The sequence below is a fragment of the Paucilactobacillus oligofermentans DSM 15707 = LMG 22743 genome (genome assembly GCF_001434315.1).
Lineage (GTDB): Bacteria > Bacillota > Bacilli > Lactobacillales > Lactobacillaceae > Paucilactobacillus > Paucilactobacillus oligofermentans.
This window is the reverse complement of record NZ_AZFE01000031.1, coordinates 468544-487305: the sequence shown is the minus strand read 5'-3', so window position 1 is coordinate 487305 and position 18762 is coordinate 468544. Positions and strand designations below refer to the sequence as shown.

Genomic DNA, 18762 nt, shown 5'->3' with positions numbered 1-18762 from the left:
AAGAAAAATGAAAACAGTTAAATTAAGTAATGGTGTTGAAGTTCCAATTTTAGGATTTGGTACTTTTCAAATTACCGATCTAGTCGAAGCAGAGAATGCGGTGAGAGATGCAATCCAAGCTGGATATCGTCATATTGATACTGCACAAAGTTATCTAAATGAGGAAGCCGTTGGTAAGGGAATTGCTACTTCAGGCGTTGACCGTAAGGATCTTTTTGTAACTACCAAAATTTGGGTTGAAAATGTTAGTTATGATGGGGTTAAAGCATCTTTTGAACGATCATTAACTCGTTTGGGATTGGACTACATTGACTTACTATTAATTCATCAACCATATAGTGATGTTTATGGTGCTTGGCGAGCAATGGAAGAACTTCAAAAAGATGGTAAGGTTCGAGCAATTGGTGTTTCTAATTTTGGTGTTGATCGGGCAGTTGATTTAGCAGAATTTAATGACGTGACCCCACAAATGAACCAGATTGAAATTAATCCATTCCAACAACAAGTAACTAATGTTGACGCATTGAAGGCAGAAGGAATTATGGTTGAGGCATGGGCACCATTTGCGGAAGGTAAGAATGATATTTTCCACAATGAAATCTTAGGTTCGATTGGTAAAAAATATAACAAATCAATTGCTCAAGTTATTTTGCGCTGGTTAGTTGAACGAGATATTGTTGTTTTAGCTAAATCGACGAAACCAGAAAGAATGCAACAAAATTTGGACGTGTTTAATTTTGAATTGACTGAAGAAGATAAAAAACAAATTGCGACTTTAAATGATGGTGAAAGCCAATTCTTCTCACATGCTGATCCTGAGATGATTAAATGGATGGCAAGCAGAAAACTGGGTGTTTAGAAAAAAGAGTGCGAAAACTCGCGTTTAGCGTCCATGAGATAACGAAGATTCACCGATGATAGTTATTTTCTATCGTTGGTGAATTTTTGTTATATGTTAGGAAGTTGTGAGTTTGAGCATGTTTAATAAATGAAGAGAACATATTGAGCAACTAAATGGCTTTTTAATAACTTTCCGAATATGCTGTAAGTAGAGGTGATCATGATGGATGAACAATATTTGAAAGCAAAATTAACGCCAGAAGCCTATGAAGTTACACAAAATGCCGCCACCGAAGCGCCGTTCTCAGGTGAGTATGATCAATTTGATCGTGAAGGGATTTATGTGGATGTGGTAAGCGGTGAACCGCTATTTTCTTCAACCGATAAATATGATGCTGGTTGTGGATGGCCGTCATTTACTAAACCAATTATGCCATTAGAAGAAATTCGTGATTCGTCATTAGGAATGGAACGAGTTGAGGTTCGAAGTACAGAAGCTAATTCTCATTTGGGTCATGTTTTTGATGATGGCCCTAAGGATAAAGGTGGGCTGAGGTATTGTATTAATTCGGCTGCCTTAAGATTTGTCCCCGTAAATGAATTAGATGATGCTGGCTTTAGTGAGTATCGTAAACTTTTTAAGTAAATTAAAATGCACGCCACTATACAGTGACATGCATTTTTTTGTTATCTAAAATTCTTGATCTTTTAATTCTTTTCGATTCAAAATTAAGTTTAAAATAACGGCGGTAACACTACCAACTACAACGCCATTGCTAAGCATGATTTGTAATTCCGTGCTGAGATGTTGGAAAATTTGTGGGTAAGTATTAACTCCAATGCCAAGCCCAATCGACATTGATGCAATTAATAAGTTACTGTTTTTAGAAAAGTCGACTTTGTGTAAGATTTGGATTCCTTGAACCCCAACCATTCCAAACATGACGATCATGGCACCACCTAAAACGGCACTTGGAATAATGGTTGCTAAAGCACCGATTTTAGGAAGCAGTCCAAGAACGATTAGGAAGAAAGCAGCAAAGTAAACTGGTTTTCGTGTTTTAACACCAGATAATTTCAAAACACCCACGTTTTGCGAGAAAGTTGAGTAAGGGAAGGTGTTGAAAAGTCCACCTAGGATAGCAGCAATCCCTTCGGCACGATAACCTTTCTTTAAATCTTTGGTACTGATTTTTTGACCAGTCACATCACTAAGGGCAAAGAAAACCCCGGTTGATTCAATCATGGTAGTTAAGGAAACCAACATCATGGTAACCATTGAAGAAGCGTTGAATTTTGGCATACCAAAGTAAAAGAATTGAGGTAAGTGGAACCAAGAAGCTTCGGCAACAGGAGCTAAAGAAATCACACCCATCGCGCCAGCCAAAAGGGAACCAACCAAAATTCCAATTAAAATTGCGATTGCTTTGATGAACCCTTTCGCAAAGGCACTAATTCCTAGAATAATAATCATCGTCACTAATCCAATCATTAGGTTGTTAGTACTACCAAATGATTTCGCGGTTAAATCACCACCGCCCCAGTTTTGAAAACCGACTGGTACTAAGGTGAATCCGATAATGGTAATTAAAGATCCGGTAACTACTGGGGGAAAAAGATACTTAAGTCGGGCGAATAATCCGGCAATTAAGAAAACGAAAATTCCGGCAGCGATAATGGCACCGTACATATAGGTAATCCCTAATTTACCACCAATTGAAGCTAACGGAGCTACAGCCTGCACTGCACAACCAAGTACAACCGGTAACCCAATTCCAGTTAATGGGGTTGTACGCAACTGGAGTAAAGTTGCGATGCCGCACATGAAAATATCGGCTGAAACTAAATAAGTCATTTCGGCTGTGTTGAAGTGAAGCATCGAACCAATTAAAATGGGGACTAAAATGTCGCCTGAATACATGGCTAATAAATGTTGAATCCCTAAAATAGCAGCTTTCCAATTGGAAACGTTAGCTGATGGTTCTGGTGTTTGTAGTGTAGTTGCTTCCTTCAAAATAATCCTCCTGTGCTAATTGCCCGTAATAATTAGTCTAAAAAATAAAAAGAGACTGAGGCGAAGGCCTCAATCTCTATATACGAACCGATTTGTATGTCGGATTATTTGAATTGTGGTCTATAAACCAACACTTTCCGTGTAACTTAGATTATCTAGCAGTGAACTGCTTCGATAACCTATCGTTACTACTCAAGTGTAGACCGGTTTATAGAACAACTTAATTCATGCGTATAGTCCGAAGTTTAAGGCTTCGGGTAGAGACTCGCCGACCATATTACGGCATTATATAGGCAATTGCTTTTTAATTTAGTAGTGAAATATTAACACTGGTACTGAGTGGTTTCAAGCGTTTAACGGAAAAATGATAATGTAAACGCTCGCAAATTAAAACTTGATGAATAAATGTTAAAGGTAACTATTTGAATTGGCCAGTTTGAGCGTAGTGACTAATTTCACCTAACAAAGTACTAATATTGAGTCCGAATCGCAGTTCAGTTTCAGCATCAGCAGTATATTTTAACGTTTCATAGGTTCCGTCAACTGCCATTGTAATCGCACTGCCAAGTGTTTCTTCATGTAAAATGAAACCGGCTAATAAAGCCGCGAAAACATCACCACTACCAAAAAAGTGACCATCAATAATTGGACAACGATAATATTTGAGCTTACCAGCTTCCAACCAAACACAACCGGTTTGTTTATCATCACGAACGTCAGTAATAATTGCATGCGCATCTTTAGGCATTAATTGCTCTAATGATTTGAGCAACATCATTTGTTCATTTTCGGATGGCTTTTCGCCGATTGTAATTCCGGTTAGCAGTTGAGCTTCAGTAGTATTAGGCACAATGATATCAGCGTTTTGCAACATTGTCTTCATGGCGACTGAATACCGTTTGGGGATTCCAGGATAAGCTTCACTTTGATCAGCCATTACTGGATCGAGAATGACTAATGGTGAATGCTGGCCAGACAGATAGTTGCTCATTTGAGTGACTAATTCTTCGGTTCCGAGATAACCAATTAAGGCACCCGAAAATTGAATGTTTTGTTGTTGCCAATGTTTAAAAGTTGAATCTAGCCATCCATCAGTGAGTAACTTAGCTGGGGTTTCGAAGCCTTCAGTTTGGGTTGAGAGGAGGCTGGTTGGTAAGATTGCGAGTGGTAGTCCGAAAGCTGCTAGAATGGGATTAGCAACATTTAGTGAGAGACTACCAATGGCAGATAAGTCTTGCGCAACTAAAAAGGGGTGTTCTAGTTGTAATTTTTGCATGGGGAATGGTCCTTCCTAAAGGAAATTAAACTTTTAAGATTTGTTTTAACTTTAAAGCAATTGGGTAACCAACGATGGAACCAATGATTCCTTGAATGGCGTTGGCTGGAATGCCGGCTAGCCCTGCGACGGGTTTATATAAGATGGCGTCAGTGATGAAATAGCCAAGTACCATGATGAATATACCGATAATAATGGCTAATACTTGAGTTTTCCGACGATGTTGATAGCCTAACCAACCGACAATTAAACCTTCTAGCCCATGAATTAGCAGTGAAAAAAACATATATTGGGCATATCCCGAAATTAAATCTAATAAAAAGCCACTTAAAGCGCCAACGATAAAGCCGTCGCGCTTACCAAACATAATGGCTGCAATAATGATTCCAGCATCACATAGGTTGACGTTACCATGCGTCATGGGGATTGGAATTAGAAATATCCTGGAAACGACCACCGTGATGGCAATCATCAGGGCTAATATTACTGAGCGACGTACAGAGTAAGATGAACTCATACCAAGAAACCTCTTTTCTCTTACAAGCTGTCTTCTATTATAACTTTTTAATAATTAAAATTGAAAAAGAAACCAATTAGTTATCTAATTGTAAAGTAAGGAAACATAGTCGGCAAACATTGTGGTTTAAAAATTGGCGCTAAAAAATGGCTTCGACAAAGTTTGATTTGTCAGAGCCATTTTTCTGTAAGTTGGTTTTAGGGTTTATATCTGTTGTTGTTTAATCGTCTATTTCTTTGTAATCAAAGTAATTAAAGGTAGCTGGTTCTTCGTAGCCAGCGTAATCAACGGCTGCCAAGCCAACGAATGCACCGGTGAAGAAACCACCGTAGTTTTGCAATACATAATCATCAGAGAGAATGGCAGCATCTAATTCAACTGGTATTTCATGCCAAGTTGAACCATCAAATGAATACTCATAAGTATATGATTGTTTGCGAACTTTAGTCTTGAACCAAACATATTCAGTTCCATCAGGAATCTTAATGGCGTCATCCTTAAGGTATGATGTGTAATTATTGTTGTCATTTTGAGCGACTTCAATCACAGCGCCATTTTTTTCGTTCCAAGTAATGAAAATCCATGACCAATGTTTATCGTTATAAAAGTTAGTTAAACCAGCCATTTGTTGATAAGAATATGGGTTGAATTTAACTTTGGTTTCAGCATCAAAGTTAAAAGCTTGCCAGCGTGAAGCGATCATTGAAGTATCGAAAGTTCCAGCTAATGATCCACGACCGATTAGTTTTAATTCGCCATTGCCATATGAACCCATGGTATCAGTGAATGGAATTCGAAGGGTGTTCCAATCGATATCAAGAGCTGGTTTGTCGAATTCATCATGACGTGAGTGATTGCTAGGGGCATCAGTCAAGATAGCATCTTTGGGTGCTTCAACTTCAACTTGACCACCATGACCACCAACGACACGAGGCCAGTCTTGGTCATCCCATTCAACTTTTTGGATTGAAGTTTCACGACCAAGCGTGCTCCAACCACGAGGGTCAGTAGATGATTCGTTTTTATGATTCCAAGGGCGTGAAACAAGTGAAGCATAGTACCATTCGCCACTTGGTGTATCAACCAAGGCACCGTGACCTTGTTTTTGTAAGTAAAAGTCTGGTGTGTCAAAGTTAGTAATAAATGGGCCGTCTGGTTCACTTTCAAATGAATGTGGATCAAGAGTCTTCGAACGAGCGACAACTTCTTGATGAGTAAAGACGGTTCCGCCTTCAGCAGCAAACAAGTAATATTGTCCCTTAATATTATACAAATGTGGACCTTCAACTAGTTTTACAGCGGTACCGTCGTAAATAGTGCGAGCGGTATGAGGCATTAACTTCATCGTAGAAGTATCAAATTCAGTTAAGGTAATACCGTCGAATGGATGGTTATATTCACGGTGATCCCAAGTTTGTTGAACTAAATATTTTTTACCATCGTTATCATGGAACAATGAAGCATCGAAGCCAACACCGTTAACTTTGATAGGGTCTGACCATGGGCCACGAATATCAGTAGCGGTAGTTAAATAGTTGGTCATATCCTTGAAGGCACCTTCAGTAATTTTAACATCGGTATAGATGAGCCAAAATTTACCGTCAGCATAAGACAAGTCAGGAGCCCAAATGCCGCCAGACGATGGATTACCTTTCATATCTAATAAAGTGGTAGTTGATAATGGTGATGGAAGTAAATTCCAATGCACCATATCTTTTGATTCATGTAAACGAACTCCAGGGAACCATTCAAAAGTTGAATTAGCAATATAATAAGTGTCATCAACGCGGATCATACTTGGGTCAGCGTTAAATCCAGGGAGAACAGGATTAGTAATTTTCATAGTAAATTTCCTTTCCGATTAGTTATTTTACAATTGACCTTCTTTTTTACGTTCGTCAATTTCAATATTGATCTTTTTAACATCATTGTCGCTTAGTGGGTACTTACTCATAATGAACATTGCAACGACTGCAAGGACAACTGGAACCCAAATCATTGAAATTTCGATACCCATCAAGGCTGAGGCACTTTGTGTTTTAGCAGTACCATCAAAGTGAGTGAAGGCATTGATGTATCCAGGAATGATACCACCTAATGCAAGACCAATCTTGAAGAAGAGTCCCATTAAGGCGTTAATAATTCCGGCAACTCGTTTCTTAGATTTGTATTCACCATAAGAAACAACTTCAGGTACCAATGACCACATGTAACCAGTAGCAGCGGTAATTCCCCATTGTTGTAAGAAACGACCGATATAACCAAGTGCAACACTGTCTCTAAAGGCTGGTAATGACCATGCATAAAGAATCAATGTCCCAATAATAAAGAGTGTTAAGAAAATATAGAAGAATTGTTTCTTACCAATACGTTTACGCACGATTGGCCATAAGAAAACTAAGAAAATACCCGGAATTGATCCAATCAAGTTAATTGATGAAATCCATTCTGAATGACCGACTGTATATTGCATGTAGAATGGCCATACAGTATTTCCGAAGAACATGAATGTGAATCCGATTAGGAAGAAGAGTCCTAATACTAAGAGTGGACGATTTCGTTTTAATTCAGCGAATAAATCAGAATATTTAACGTTATCAGATTCTGCCTTAGTAGGAAGCACACGTTCTTTAATTCCGCCGTAAGTACACATCAACATAATAAATCCAATTACCATGTAAATGGCCATGACAGTAAAGTATGCTGTACCAGCCTTAGGAGAAGTATAGTCACCTAAATTCATGTGAAGTCCGAATAGACCAATGTCTTTAGATTGTTTGTCTGGTGATGCTAATTGAACGAATAATGGCAAAAAGGTGTAAACAAGTAAGTTACCAATGTTTGCCTCAGTCATACGAACTGTAGTTAAGGTTGAAACTTCATCATTATCACGAGTTAATGATGCGTTTAATGCACCATAAGGAATATTAACAAGTGAATAAGTTAAGGCAGTTACAAGGTATGCGATAAATGCATACATGATATTTCCGCGAACTGCATCAATTGGTAAGAAAAGCATTGCTGAGAAAATAGTTAATGGAATACCGGCGTACACAAGGTATGGACGATATTTACCACTTTTGAATTCGTGCTTATCAATTACTGCACCAACCCATGGATCCCAGAAGACATTAATCCAACGAACAACAAGGAAAATTGTTGCACCAGCTGCGGCTGAAATACCGTAGACAGTTGTTAGATAGAATAAAAGCATGGAACCAATCGTACCGAAAATTAAATTTTGAGCCAGATCTCCGGCTCCGTAACTAATTCGCTCACGCCAAGATAGCTTGGCAAATTCATTTGTGGATGAACTTTGAGGATTTGAGGCCATAATAGTTACTCCTTTCTGAATATGAAAAATGTGAAATAGATAACAATTAGTTGGTATATTGAACCAACAAAACAGTACTTCTTAATTGTATCCGCTTTCAGGATATAAAATAGAGTATTTGATAACAGGAATTTGTCAAATTATAACCAAAAACCGATTTCATGTAGAAATCGGTTTTTAATAAAATTATTCGAAATAACCACTCTCTTTTAGGGAACTTACCTTACGTTTGTGATTAATTTGTTGTTGATATTTACTAGGTGTTAATCCAGACCATTTTTTGAATTGTTTACTAAAACTAGATTGGTCAGGGGCACCAATCATGTAGGAAATTTGCTCAATTGAATATTCAGGTGTACCTAATAATAATTTAGCTTTGCGATATTTTTGCTCTTCAATAAAGTGTAACGGTGTGATTCCATAGACCTTTTTAAAGACTCGATGGCCATACCCAGAACTGATATTATGTGATTTACAAATTAATCCAAAGTTGAGCCCTTCTGGGTTAGTGTTTTCGATGGCAGTTTCAATCGACATTGCAATTGATCGTGCTACTTGGGCTTCACGTTCACTATATTTGGCATGGCTTTGATTTTTATATTTAGGTAGTATCAGCAATAAGCTATGGAGAAATTTGAGAAATTCAATTTGGATTAAAAGTTTTTTTTCGACGAGTGAAATGTCATTTGAATCACTGATAACAATGATTGCTTTCGCCGCTTTAATTGCAATTTGTGCGATTTCATTATTCGCATGTACGACGTCGTTAGCGATAATGCTAATGATTTCTGATTTTAATTGTAGACTTTCAATATTAAAGTGAAAGCAGATATACGTCATTTTTTCTGATTTACTCGTATTGTAGTTAGTGTGTAACGTTCCTGGCGAGATAAAGAGCGCATCACCGGGTCCATAAGTAATCTCAGTGTTACCAATGGTAGTAGTTTGATGTCCTTCGACCATACACATTAATTCAAATGCTTGGTGTTTTTGCTCAAAAAAAGACCAACCGCCAGGAACGGTTCGCATATGGCCACCGAAAATATGTAAGCTGGATTCAATGGCTGGAATTGATACAAATTTTTCCATAATTACACCTCAATTGTAAAAAAACAGTAGCGGAAAAGGTTTAAAACAAATGGTTGATTTGCCGTTAAAATGCTGTATCGTAGTAATATGAAGAGAGAAAACTAAGTTGATAAATTATTTCGGTAGTAACTAAACTGTATCCGTTTTCATTATAGCAGTCTAGTTGTTTTTTTGCTCAAAATTGGTTAAATCATGAACAATGTGTAATTTTCACAATGTTTGACGTATAAAAGGAGAAGGTTAATCGTGACAAAATATAGGTTACAAGTCGTCGTCTTTGTACTAACGGCTTTTATGTTGGGATGTAATGAATTTATGGTCGTCGGGGTGATTTCCGATATCGCCAAGTCGTTTGATATGTCGATTGCGATTGTTGGTTATTTGGTGACGGCATTTGCACTGGTATACGCAGTTAGCACGCCATTTATTACTATTTTTACCAGTCAATACAATCGGTTTAAAGTGTTGCTAACATTGATGGTCGTTTTTATTATTGGGAATACTTTAGGAGCATTGGCTTCTAATTATGCAATTTTGATTGTTTCACGAGTAATGACGGCGATGGTTGCCGGTTCAATCATTTCATTAATTATGACGTTTGCAACGACAATTGCACCAATGAACAAACGGGCTGGATTAATTTCATGGCTGTATTCTGGCTTTAGTATTGCTTCAATTATCGGAATTCCAATTGGAACGACGATTAGTACAAATTATGGCTGGCGAAATGCGTTTTGGTTAGTATCAGTCGTAGCCATCATGACTTTTATTGCCCTCATCTTTATCTTGCCACGGGATACAAAACAGGTGAAGAGTACTTTATTAGGTCAGTTAACTTTATTAAAGGATTCAAGAATTTACGTAGGTGTGTTTGCGATCCTGGGTTCAGCGGCCGCAATTTATGGTTACTACACTTATATTCGACCAATCCTTACTGACACACTTGGTTTTAGTTTAGGCATGTTAAATATTCTGCTATTTGCCTTGGGAATTACGAGTATTATCGGAAACCAATTATCAGGTCGAATTGCGGATAAAAGTGGAATCACGAAGATGCCCCAAATTTTTATTTTTGAAATGTTTCTACTATTGATAATGCCATTTGCGCTGAACCTAAAAAGTACCGGGCTAATTGTGTTGTTGGTAGTCGGTGTGGTGACGTCATTATTAGGTGCACCGATGCAAGTTCATTTTTTAGGAGTTGCGGAAAAAGATTACCCTCAATCATTAGTGCTGGCTTCGTCGTTAAGCTCGATTTTCTTTAACTTTGGAATTTCGTTGGGTTCAGCAACCGCTGCGGCATTATTAGGGATCATTGGTTTGCAAAATATCAGTTTTATTGCCTTTGGCTATGCCTTGTTAACCTTTGTTTTATTAGTGGTCTTAAACAAAATTTTGAAACGAAATCCAGTCAGAGAGTCTCATTAATTTGAGGCTCTTTTTATTAGCAATCAATGAGAGGATATCGCTTAATAATTTGAGTAATCAGTGATAGAGTAAAGGCAAGAAATAAGCGCTGCCACGAACTACAACAGAGAGTAAGCTAAAAAATTGATGAAAGCAGGGAATAAAATTGGCAAAATATACATTTAAACCAACTGATGCTTCAAAATTACAAGATAACTATGACTTGATCGTGATTGGTTCGGGGGGAGCAGGCTTAACGAGTGCCCTGCAAGCAGCTGAATTGGGATTGAAACCATTAATCCTGGAAAAAATGCCACGACTTGGTGGTAATACAATGCGGGCCTCATCCGGAATGAATGCGGCTGAAACTGAAGTGCAAGTTGAACATAAAGTGATTGATGATATGCAGGCGTTTTATGATGAAACTTACATTGGTGGTGGCCGGGCGAATAATGAGAGTTTATTAAAGTATTTTGTAACACATAGTGCGCTCGCAATTAATTGGTTAACGCAACATAATATTGTGTTAAATGATTTAACTTTGATGGGTGGCATGACCAAGGCACGGACTCATCGACCACATGATGGTGCACCAGTGGGTGGCTACTTAGTCACGGAATTACTAAAACAAATTGAAAAAGCAAAAATTCCAGTCGTAGTGGATGCACAAGTCACCGAAATAATGCGTGATGGTAAAATCACGGGAGTTAACGTAACTATCTCGGGCAATTCAATGCAAATTAATACGTCAGTGGTTGTGCTTGCAACTGGTGGCTTTGGCGCTAATGCCAAAATGATTAGTGAAGTACGACCAGACCTCGCCGACTATCGGACAACTAATCAAGAAGGGGCAACTGGTGATGGAATTCAGTTGGCGAAACAGGCGGGCGCTATGTTGACCGATATGGATCAAGTCCAGGTCCACCCAACCGTGCAGCAAGATACTGATCACGCGTATTTAATTGGTGAAGCCGTTCGTGGTGAAGGGGCCATCTTGGTGAATAACCAGGGTGAACGCTTTACGAATGAATTGGCAACGCGAGATAAGGTAACTGCCGCAATCGAGGAACTACCAGAGAAAAGTGCCTTTTTGGTCTTAGACCAAGCCGTTTACGATCGAGTCATGGCGATGAAATTCTATGATAGTATTGGACTCGTCATCCACGGGGACACGATTGCTGGGTTGGCAGAAAATATGGAAATTCCTGCCGATAAACTAGCATGGACGATGACCGAATGGAATGTAGCGGTTAATAGTCATGGTGATAGTAAGTATCAGCGGACAACGGGGATGCATCATGAATTAAATCATGCGCCATATTATGCTGTTCATATTGCCCCAGCGGTTCATTACACGATGGGCGGGGTGACAATTAACGATAAAACACAAGTCCTCGATACAACGGGACAAGTCATCAAAGGATTATTTGCGGCTGGCGAAATTGCCGGTGGACTACATGGCCATAATCGAATTGGCGGTAACTCGATTGCCGAAACCGTTATTTTTGGCCGTCAAGCTGGTAAACAAGCGTATAAATATCTTGTTTAAGCGTGATTAATCACTATTTTTCAATTTTTGTAAATAAATAAAACCAATACTGTGTGAATGATTGAAATCAAACGCCTGGCGGGGATTATTATGAAAGCAACATTTACTTCAGCACTACTTTTAGCTGCCTTATCAGGTACAATGTTAGTATCAGCAGGACAAGCCTCAGCTGCTGACTTAACAGGATTGGACGGTACATCAACAGCTGACTTTACTGTTAGCACAAAAACTGATCCTACTGATCCCACTGATCCAAATGGTAAGTTAGTATTGCAAGCAGTACCTTCATTTAACTATGGTGAAGTTAAGGCATCAGATATTTATTCTGGTTTTAATGATAAAGCCGCTACAACTGCTGGTGATATCAAAGTTAGTGATACTCGTACTGGTTCTGATAATTGGCAATTGACTGCTTCAATGAGTCCATTTGCTGCTGGTTCATCAACATTGTCAGGTGCAGCCTTAACATTAGGTGCAACGACTAGTCCTATTGGTGCAAACTTTGCTGGTGCAACTATTACTGATGAGGGCGCTGGTACAATTGTTGCTGAGGGCATTGGTACATTGCATGGTGTTAACGTCTTCACGATGGCTCCAGCTGCTTCGACACTTACATTAGGTGCTAATGCAGATGCAGCTTTGGCTGACAAGGCTGCATATTCTGCTGATATCACTTGGACTTTATCTTCAGATGGCCCAACTGCACCAGTAGTTACACCTTAATAATTACAATATAAACAAATAAGTTTTAAAAAGGGCAGACAAAGCGATTTGTCCGCCCTTATTTTATAGGAGGCTACAAAGTTGGCTAAAAAGAGAAAATTAGTTGTCATGTTAGGGATCTTAGGTCTATTGGTTGGAATTGGAAGCTTTATGCCGAAAGTCCACGCTGAAGGGGCAGAATTTACAATTACTCCACAATTTGGTGCAGGACAGACTGATGGTAGTGTAGGGTATTTTTCTATCAAAGCTGACGATGACCAAACGTATCCATTGACGGTTAACGTTCAAAACTTAAGTACAAAAACAGAACATACCTTTACGGCGAAACTGGTAGCCGCCTCAACGACGAATAGTGGTTCGATTGACTATACACCAAACAACCAATTGATGACTAAGAGTAAGGCGCCGCTATTACCTGACCTTGCTGCTACTAAGTCGGATCGTAAACAAACCTTTACCCTTGAACCAGGTGCTTCTAAGGACATTACATTTAATGTTAAAGTTCCAAAGGAGGGCTTTAAAGGGACGATTTTAGGAAGTGTTTATGTTAAACGAGCATCTTCTGAAACGACTCAGAAAAGTGGCGTAGGTATTAACAATCAATTTGCGATGACGATGCCAGTTATTTTGGCACAAAATTTTGACCAGAAGGTTAAGCCTAAACTATCATTAACGATGGCGAAAATGAAGTCTGGTACTGGTGCACCGCAAGTAGTTGGACGTATTGAAAATAGTTCGCCAACGATGTTTGGTCAAATCAAGATGCATGCTTGGATTACTAAGCAAGGTCAAACGAAGAAGCTTTATCAAAAGAGTGCTACGAAGTTGGCTATGGCACCTCGTTCAACGTTTGAATACGCAATTGATACTAATAACAAGCTTTTACCAGCTGGAAAATACACATACTATGTAAAGATGAAATCTGGTGAAAAGACGTTTAATTTGAAACACAACTTCACTGTTGACCAAGCAACACGCCAAAATGTTAATAAGTCGCTGATTAACCCTGATAAGTCAATCAACTGGTGGATTTGGGGACCAGTCGCAGTATTAGTTATTTTGGGAATTGCTTTATTGGCCTATTTTATAGGCAAAAAAAGGAGTGCAGGAGATCATGAAGCATAATTTATTGCATCGCAATAAATTGTACTTAGCATTATTGGGGCTGATTGTGGGAATGGTAATGACCTTCTCGCAAACAGTGAATGCTGAGACAATTGATAGTACTAATCAAAGTACAATTAGCTTTACGGTCGATTATGATGGAGGAAACCCAGGCTTGCCTGGTGATGGTGGCGATGGTAATACCGGTGGTAACAATAACGGCGGTGATACTAATGGCAATGGAAACACCAATAATGGTAACGGTGGAACCACTGCTCAACCAAACATTCCAAATAATGGACAAGTAATACATTACGGTAATGGTCAAAGTAATAAAGGTCTATTACCACAAACGGGTGCAGTACAAGGATTAACTGTTAGTATAATTGGAATTGGTTTGTTATTCATGCTGATTTTCTTGTATCGACGCTCTCAAAATAAGAGAGAAGGGGTCGCATGAAAACAAGGAAAGCAATCTATTTAGGATTGGCGACCTTATTGGCTTTAAGTAGTCTTTCTGCACCAATGACAGTCTTGGCAGCTGGAACTGATACAAGTTCAAGCAGTAGCCAATCTTCGTCTACTAGCAGTTCTTCATCAACGAGTAGTGTGCCATCTTCATCTAGCTCAAGTGCTAGTGTTGATAGTTCGTCTGCTAGTCAAGATACTAAAATAACAAAAGTAGCTTTGCAAGATTCTACTGATCCTGTAGGAACGCCATCCGATGCAACCGCTGCATCTAAAAGTGGCTGGAGCTTTATTTTAACTGTTTTGAGAAAGGGATTTAATTCTAAACTACCAGATCAATATATTGCGATTCAAAATATTGCTAAGGCAAAAATTTCTGGTGTTAAAATTTTAACTCCTTTAAATTTTCCAGCTCAAAAATATGATGTTGATATTTATCGTTGGCATTGGGATGAAACGAATAAAAAGTGGGTTAGGGATGCTGCAAAAAGTGTTAAAGCAGAAGGATTTTTATTTTCAGAAATTTTGGGCTTCTTAACTACTAATAACTATAAGCTGTCTGACCTTACTGTAGGAACTTACTATTACCAATATCATTATTCTTATAATGTGCTTTTTACTAAGCATGAATTCTTTTCTAATCTATCAAAAGTTGTTGTTACGCCTGAACCAATTCCTGCAACATCAGCTGATACGGATACAGATAATAGTGACGGAACGCCAAAAGTTATATACTCAGATGTTGATTATGAAGCTAATGCAATTTTAACGCCTAATAATTCAACGGATGATACTGAGTGGTTAGTTGGTAGTAGCAATGATAAGTTAACGTTTTCTCCTTCTGATACAAGATCTACTAAAATTATGGCAGGGGATGGGCATACAAACCAATTAACTAGTAAGTATATACCAGATAGTTATTATACTGGTAAAGTTAATACGGATCCTAAGGCACCTGGGATTTTGGCAAACTATAAAATTGCTGTCGGAACTTTAGCGCAAAAGGCAAAGAAACTATATGTAGGTGGATTGCCAGCTTATAATGCTGAGTCTGATGCCGGTGGTACATGGTTGGTAGGCGGATTATCTGATTTACAGACAGCCTCACAAGCAAATACTAAATGGCATTATACTTGGAAGTTCACTGATAGTAGTGGTAAAGCAATTGCTACTCCTGGAACCGCTGATGGGGTAACTAATGTTGAAGGTGATGTTGATAACATTACGAACTTAAATTCTGCTGCACCGCTAACTTTTACAAAAGATAGTTCATTTATGAAGAATGCTGCTATTGCAACCGCTGCTAGCAAAAGTTATCGTGCTCAAGTAACCTTTACTACCAATCTTGTGGATGATGATGGAACAACTCAACCAATAAGTGTTGTCTCGAATAAAGCAGAATTACAATCAACTCCTGTTTTACCAAGGTTAAGTCTTGATGAAGTTCCTAGTTTTGATTTTGGTGATATTACAGCTACTGATATCTATAATGGAACTAATGATAAATTAGCTGCCAAAGAGTCACAGTTAGCGGTAACTGATACTTCAGGTGGTAAAACTTGGAGCCTATCAGCAAAAATGTCGAGATTTACTAGTGATCAAGGTAATCAACTTGAAAATAATGTAAAAATATCTGATACTGGAGCTGATATTGGAGTAGGACTTGTATTAGTCGATAATGGTGTCATGAATGCTGTTAGTAATAGTTATGGTGGTGGATCTTATAGTTCGAAAGTTAATGGTAAATTACAAATGTCATCTAACCATAAATTACAGATAATGGATAATGAAAAGTATAGTAGTACCATTACTTGGGATTTAAGTGGAGGAACACCACCGATTGATCCAGCATAAGTAGATGAAAAATAAGTTTAGTATTTAATTTATCTTCGTCAATAGTATTGATGAATTCTAATATTAGGAACATCCTTTGGGTGTTCTTTTTATTTTCTATTAATTTCTCAATTTGAAAATTAAAATTTACAGCGGTTAAAGATACTATTTTTATTCTTCTTTAAAGCTGTAATAGCTATATTTCATTGATTATATGCTTATACGTAAGGCTCCTCACTGACAATTTTAATATGTTTTTTGCCTTTGTATTTTTTCTTTTCGGTTTGGTTTAGACGCTCAGATTGTATCATAGGAGGTTATATCCTTTTTTATACAAAAAATCTGGTATTTTTACTTCAATATGTAAATATTTTGAGTGTAGGGCAGACAATTATCGTGTGTTATTGTAGCAAAAATGTAGGTATAATTAAGGTATATAGTAGTGGTGTTAATTAATGGGAGCTGTGATTTTAATGAGTTTGGTCATCATTAGAATTGCTGTATAAAAGTTTTATTGAAAGCTATGGGGGATTAATGGGATGAAAATTAAACGGGTAGTTTATTTAGGATTAGCGACCTTATTAACTTTAAGTAGTTTTGCTGCACCAATGACAGTGCTGGCAGCGGGAACTGATACTAGTTCAAGTAGTAGTCAAAGCTCATCTACAGGTAGTTCTTCGTTAACTAGTAGTGTTCCATCATCATCTAGCTCAAGTGCTAATGCTGATAGTTTGGCTGCTAGTCAAGAAACTGCAAAAAGTGTAGTTGCTACTCAAGATGATACTGAGCCGCCAGCTCCCACGATAGAAGGGGATGGAGTTGAAAAGGCTGATTGGAATGGTTCGTTCTTCGGTATAGGTGGTATAGGTGTTCCGATTATTACAGGATTTCAAACGCAACCACAATCTGAACAGTATGTAGTTGCGAATCAATCAGATCATACTGGAGTTGCTGATTTGGGATTCAAAGCTGCTTTTGTGGGATCTTTAAATCCGCTTAGTTGGGCGAAGGTCACAGTAACTGAAACTCTATGGACATGGATTCCGGCTGAATCTAGTGCCACGGGTTCTGCCCATTGGCAAAGAACGCTTAAAAATTATACTAAATCAAACTCATTTTATTTGCTTGGTAGTGCTCATTTTGATAATACAAGAACTTTACCGATTGGAAAATATTATGTTCAATATACTGGATCATTTCCTGGCTGGATCGGTCCTGATAATAAGATATCAAAAATATCGAAGATTGATATAGTTGATGCTCCGATTAAGGCTACTGCAATTACTCCAGTTGTACCTGATGTACTCTTTGCAGGGGCTTCTTATGATGGAACTGCCACAACGACTCCAGTTAATGCAACTGGAGTGATTAACTGGACTAGTGATTTAAGTGGTGTTACTTGGGATCAACAAACTGGACGTAGTTCGAACTTTACTGTAGATAATGATAAACAATCAACGGATGTTAATAGAAGTACTACTAACCCAGGTCTTCCTATAGCTTTCACGTCAACAATTACTGATTTGGATAATTCTGGTAATGCAACTGGAGCCCAACATGCTGGGACTGCTAATTCATTTATTGGTGGGCTGGCAGCGAAAGTGATGGATGCTGATGAAGGTGGAACTTGGTCACTGGATTCTTCAGGATTGAATGGTTTAGAAACTTCACTTAATCCTGATGGTGGGGATAATGTTTCTTGGAGCTATCAGTGGCAATATAGTACAACTGGTGGTAAATCCGGAAGTTTTAAAGATATAACTTCTAGTGATGATGGAGTTTCTAATTTTAAAGGAACAACTTCTCATGCTAGTGATTTGGCTAGTTCAGCTAATACTTTAGCTTTTAGCAAAACTAGTGGGTTTGTTACTAATGCCGCATCTGCAACGGTTAAAGGGACTGACTATGTATTAAGGGAAGTGCTGACTGCTAATGCTACCGATCAAGATACTGGAAAGGTTACAACTATTGAAATAGATTCTAACGCTGCTAGTTTAACAGTGAATCCGGTAGTTGGTAGTTTAAGTTTAGATAGTGTCCCTGATTTCAACTTCTCCAATATAACTGCAACAGATATTTATAATGGAGTAAGTGGAACTAAATCATCTGACAAGTCTAACTTAACGGTTACTGATACAAGAGTAGCTGCTAATAAAAATTGGTCACTATCAACAAAAATGACGAGAATGACCGATGATGCTGGTAACAAACTTGCTAATAATATTACGATATCAGATACAAGTATAGGTGATACTGGATTACAAGTAACGGATACTGATAAATCAGTTACTTCGACGTCTTCTGCTACTGGTGGTACTTTGAATAAAGCAGTTAGTGGTGCACTTTATCTAATTGCTGATCATAAAATGCAGTTAACTAATGATGACCATTTTAGTAGTACAATTACTTGGAATTTAACTTCAACGACGCCAACTGCGACTGCGTTGAAGTAGATATGTTTTTAGGTTAATAATTTTAAAAGCTTTGGTTAGGGATTATTCCTAACCAAAGCTTTTTGTTTGGGAAAAATTATTGCGGATTAATTTTAGTTTATAGTTACATAACTATATCGTGTATCACTTATTCAAAATAAGTAAATGAATAAAGC

At 38.1% G+C, this 18762-nt stretch carries 15 protein-coding genes and 1 riboswitch; of the genes, 9 read left to right on the top strand and 6 right to left on the bottom strand.

Annotation, left to right across the window (positions count from 1 at the left end):
• Positions 1 to 7 precede the first annotated feature (7 nt).
• Positions 8 to 859 carry an aldo/keto reductase gene (locus FC70_RS05925; RefSeq protein ID WP_057890076.1) on the top strand — a complete coding sequence of 284 codons (852 nt, stop codon included), beginning with the start codon at positions 8 to 10 and terminating at the stop codon, positions 857 to 859.
• Positions 860 to 1060: 201 nt separating this feature from the next.
• Positions 1061 to 1486 carry a peptide-methionine (R)-S-oxide reductase MsrB gene (gene msrB / locus FC70_RS05920; protein ID WP_172457051.1) on the top strand — a complete coding sequence of 142 codons (426 nt, stop codon included), beginning with the start codon at positions 1061 to 1063 and terminating at the stop codon, positions 1484 to 1486.
• A 45-nt stretch (positions 1487 to 1531) separates the two neighbouring features.
• On the opposite strand, the gene FC70_RS05915 is transcribed toward msrB, so the two are convergent.
• From FC70_RS05915 to FC70_RS05890, 6 genes are all read right to left on the bottom strand, one after another.
• The gene (locus tag FC70_RS05915) at positions 1532 to 2788 is read right to left on the bottom strand and encodes a nucleobase:cation symporter-2 family protein (RefSeq protein ID WP_268871765.1); all 1257 of its coding nucleotides are present in this window, start codon (positions 2786 to 2788) and stop codon (positions 1532 to 1534) included.
• A gap of 280 nt (positions 2789 to 3068) precedes the next feature.
• Positions 3069 to 3167, bottom strand: a riboswitch (purine riboswitch).
• Between the two features lie 105 nt (positions 3168 to 3272).
• Positions 3273 to 4130 carry a PfkB family carbohydrate kinase gene (locus FC70_RS05910; RefSeq protein ID WP_057890073.1) on the bottom strand — a complete coding sequence of 286 codons (858 nt, stop codon included), beginning with the start codon at positions 4128 to 4130 and terminating at the stop codon, positions 3273 to 3275.
• 25 nt (positions 4131 to 4155) lie between these two features.
• Complete coding sequence (locus FC70_RS05905; RefSeq protein ID WP_057890072.1) at positions 4156 to 4647, bottom strand: ECF transporter S component; 492 nt, start codon at positions 4645 to 4647, stop codon at positions 4156 to 4158.
• A 220-nt stretch (positions 4648 to 4867) separates the two neighbouring features.
• The gene (locus FC70_RS05900) at positions 4868 to 6490 is read right to left on the bottom strand and encodes a glycoside hydrolase family 43 protein (RefSeq protein ID WP_057890071.1); all 1623 of its coding nucleotides are present in this window, start codon (positions 6488 to 6490) and stop codon (positions 4868 to 4870) included.
• Positions 6491 to 6517: 27 nt separating this feature from the next.
• Positions 6518 to 7981, bottom strand: coding sequence for an MFS transporter (locus tag FC70_RS05895; RefSeq protein ID WP_057890070.1), 1464 nt, complete (start codon positions 7979 to 7981; stop codon positions 6518 to 6520).
• Between the two features lie 186 nt (positions 7982 to 8167).
• Positions 8168 to 9070 carry a helix-turn-helix domain-containing protein gene (locus tag FC70_RS05890; protein WP_057890069.1) on the bottom strand — a complete coding sequence of 301 codons (903 nt, stop codon included), beginning with the start codon at positions 9068 to 9070 and terminating at the stop codon, positions 8168 to 8170.
• A 246-nt stretch (positions 9071 to 9316) separates the two neighbouring features.
• Between FC70_RS05890 and FC70_RS05885 the strand changes: the two genes are divergently transcribed.
• The 7 genes from FC70_RS05885 to FC70_RS05855 all read left to right on the top strand — a co-directional run bounded on the left by FC70_RS05885 (position 9317) and on the right by FC70_RS05855 (position 18607).
• Positions 9317 to 10498, top strand: a complete 1182-nt coding sequence (locus tag FC70_RS05885; protein ID WP_057890068.1) for an MFS transporter — start codon at positions 9317 to 9319, stop codon at positions 10496 to 10498.
• Positions 10499 to 10643: 145 nt separating this feature from the next.
• Complete coding sequence (locus FC70_RS05880; protein WP_057890067.1) at positions 10644 to 12026, top strand: flavocytochrome c; 1383 nt, start codon at positions 10644 to 10646, stop codon at positions 12024 to 12026.
• A gap of 57 nt (positions 12027 to 12083) precedes the next feature.
• Positions 12084 to 12749 (top strand): WxL domain-containing protein, encoded by a 666-nt coding sequence (locus FC70_RS05875; RefSeq protein WP_083478655.1) that lies wholly within the window; start codon positions 12084 to 12086, stop codon positions 12747 to 12749.
• An 81-nt stretch (positions 12750 to 12830) separates the two neighbouring features.
• Positions 12831 to 13874 (top strand): WxLIP family cell surface protein, encoded by a 1044-nt coding sequence (locus FC70_RS05870; RefSeq protein WP_057890065.1) that lies wholly within the window; start codon positions 12831 to 12833, stop codon positions 13872 to 13874.
• On the top strand, positions 13864 to 14313 hold the full coding sequence (locus FC70_RS05865; RefSeq protein ID WP_057890064.1) for an LPXTG cell wall anchor domain-containing protein: 450 nt from the start codon (positions 13864 to 13866) through the stop codon (positions 14311 to 14313). The genes FC70_RS05870 and FC70_RS05865 overlap by 11 nt, the downstream gene beginning before the upstream one ends.
• Positions 14310 to 16175 (top strand): WxL domain-containing protein, encoded by a 1866-nt coding sequence (locus tag FC70_RS05860; RefSeq protein ID WP_057890063.1) that lies wholly within the window; start codon positions 14310 to 14312, stop codon positions 16173 to 16175. The genes FC70_RS05865 and FC70_RS05860 overlap by 4 nt, the downstream gene beginning before the upstream one ends.
• Positions 16176 to 16693: 518 nt before the next feature.
• The gene (locus FC70_RS05855) at positions 16694 to 18607 is read left to right on the top strand and encodes an autotransporter outer membrane beta-barrel domain-containing protein (RefSeq protein ID WP_057890062.1); all 1914 of its coding nucleotides are present in this window, start codon (positions 16694 to 16696) and stop codon (positions 18605 to 18607) included.
• Positions 18608 to 18762: the final 155 nt, after the last annotated feature.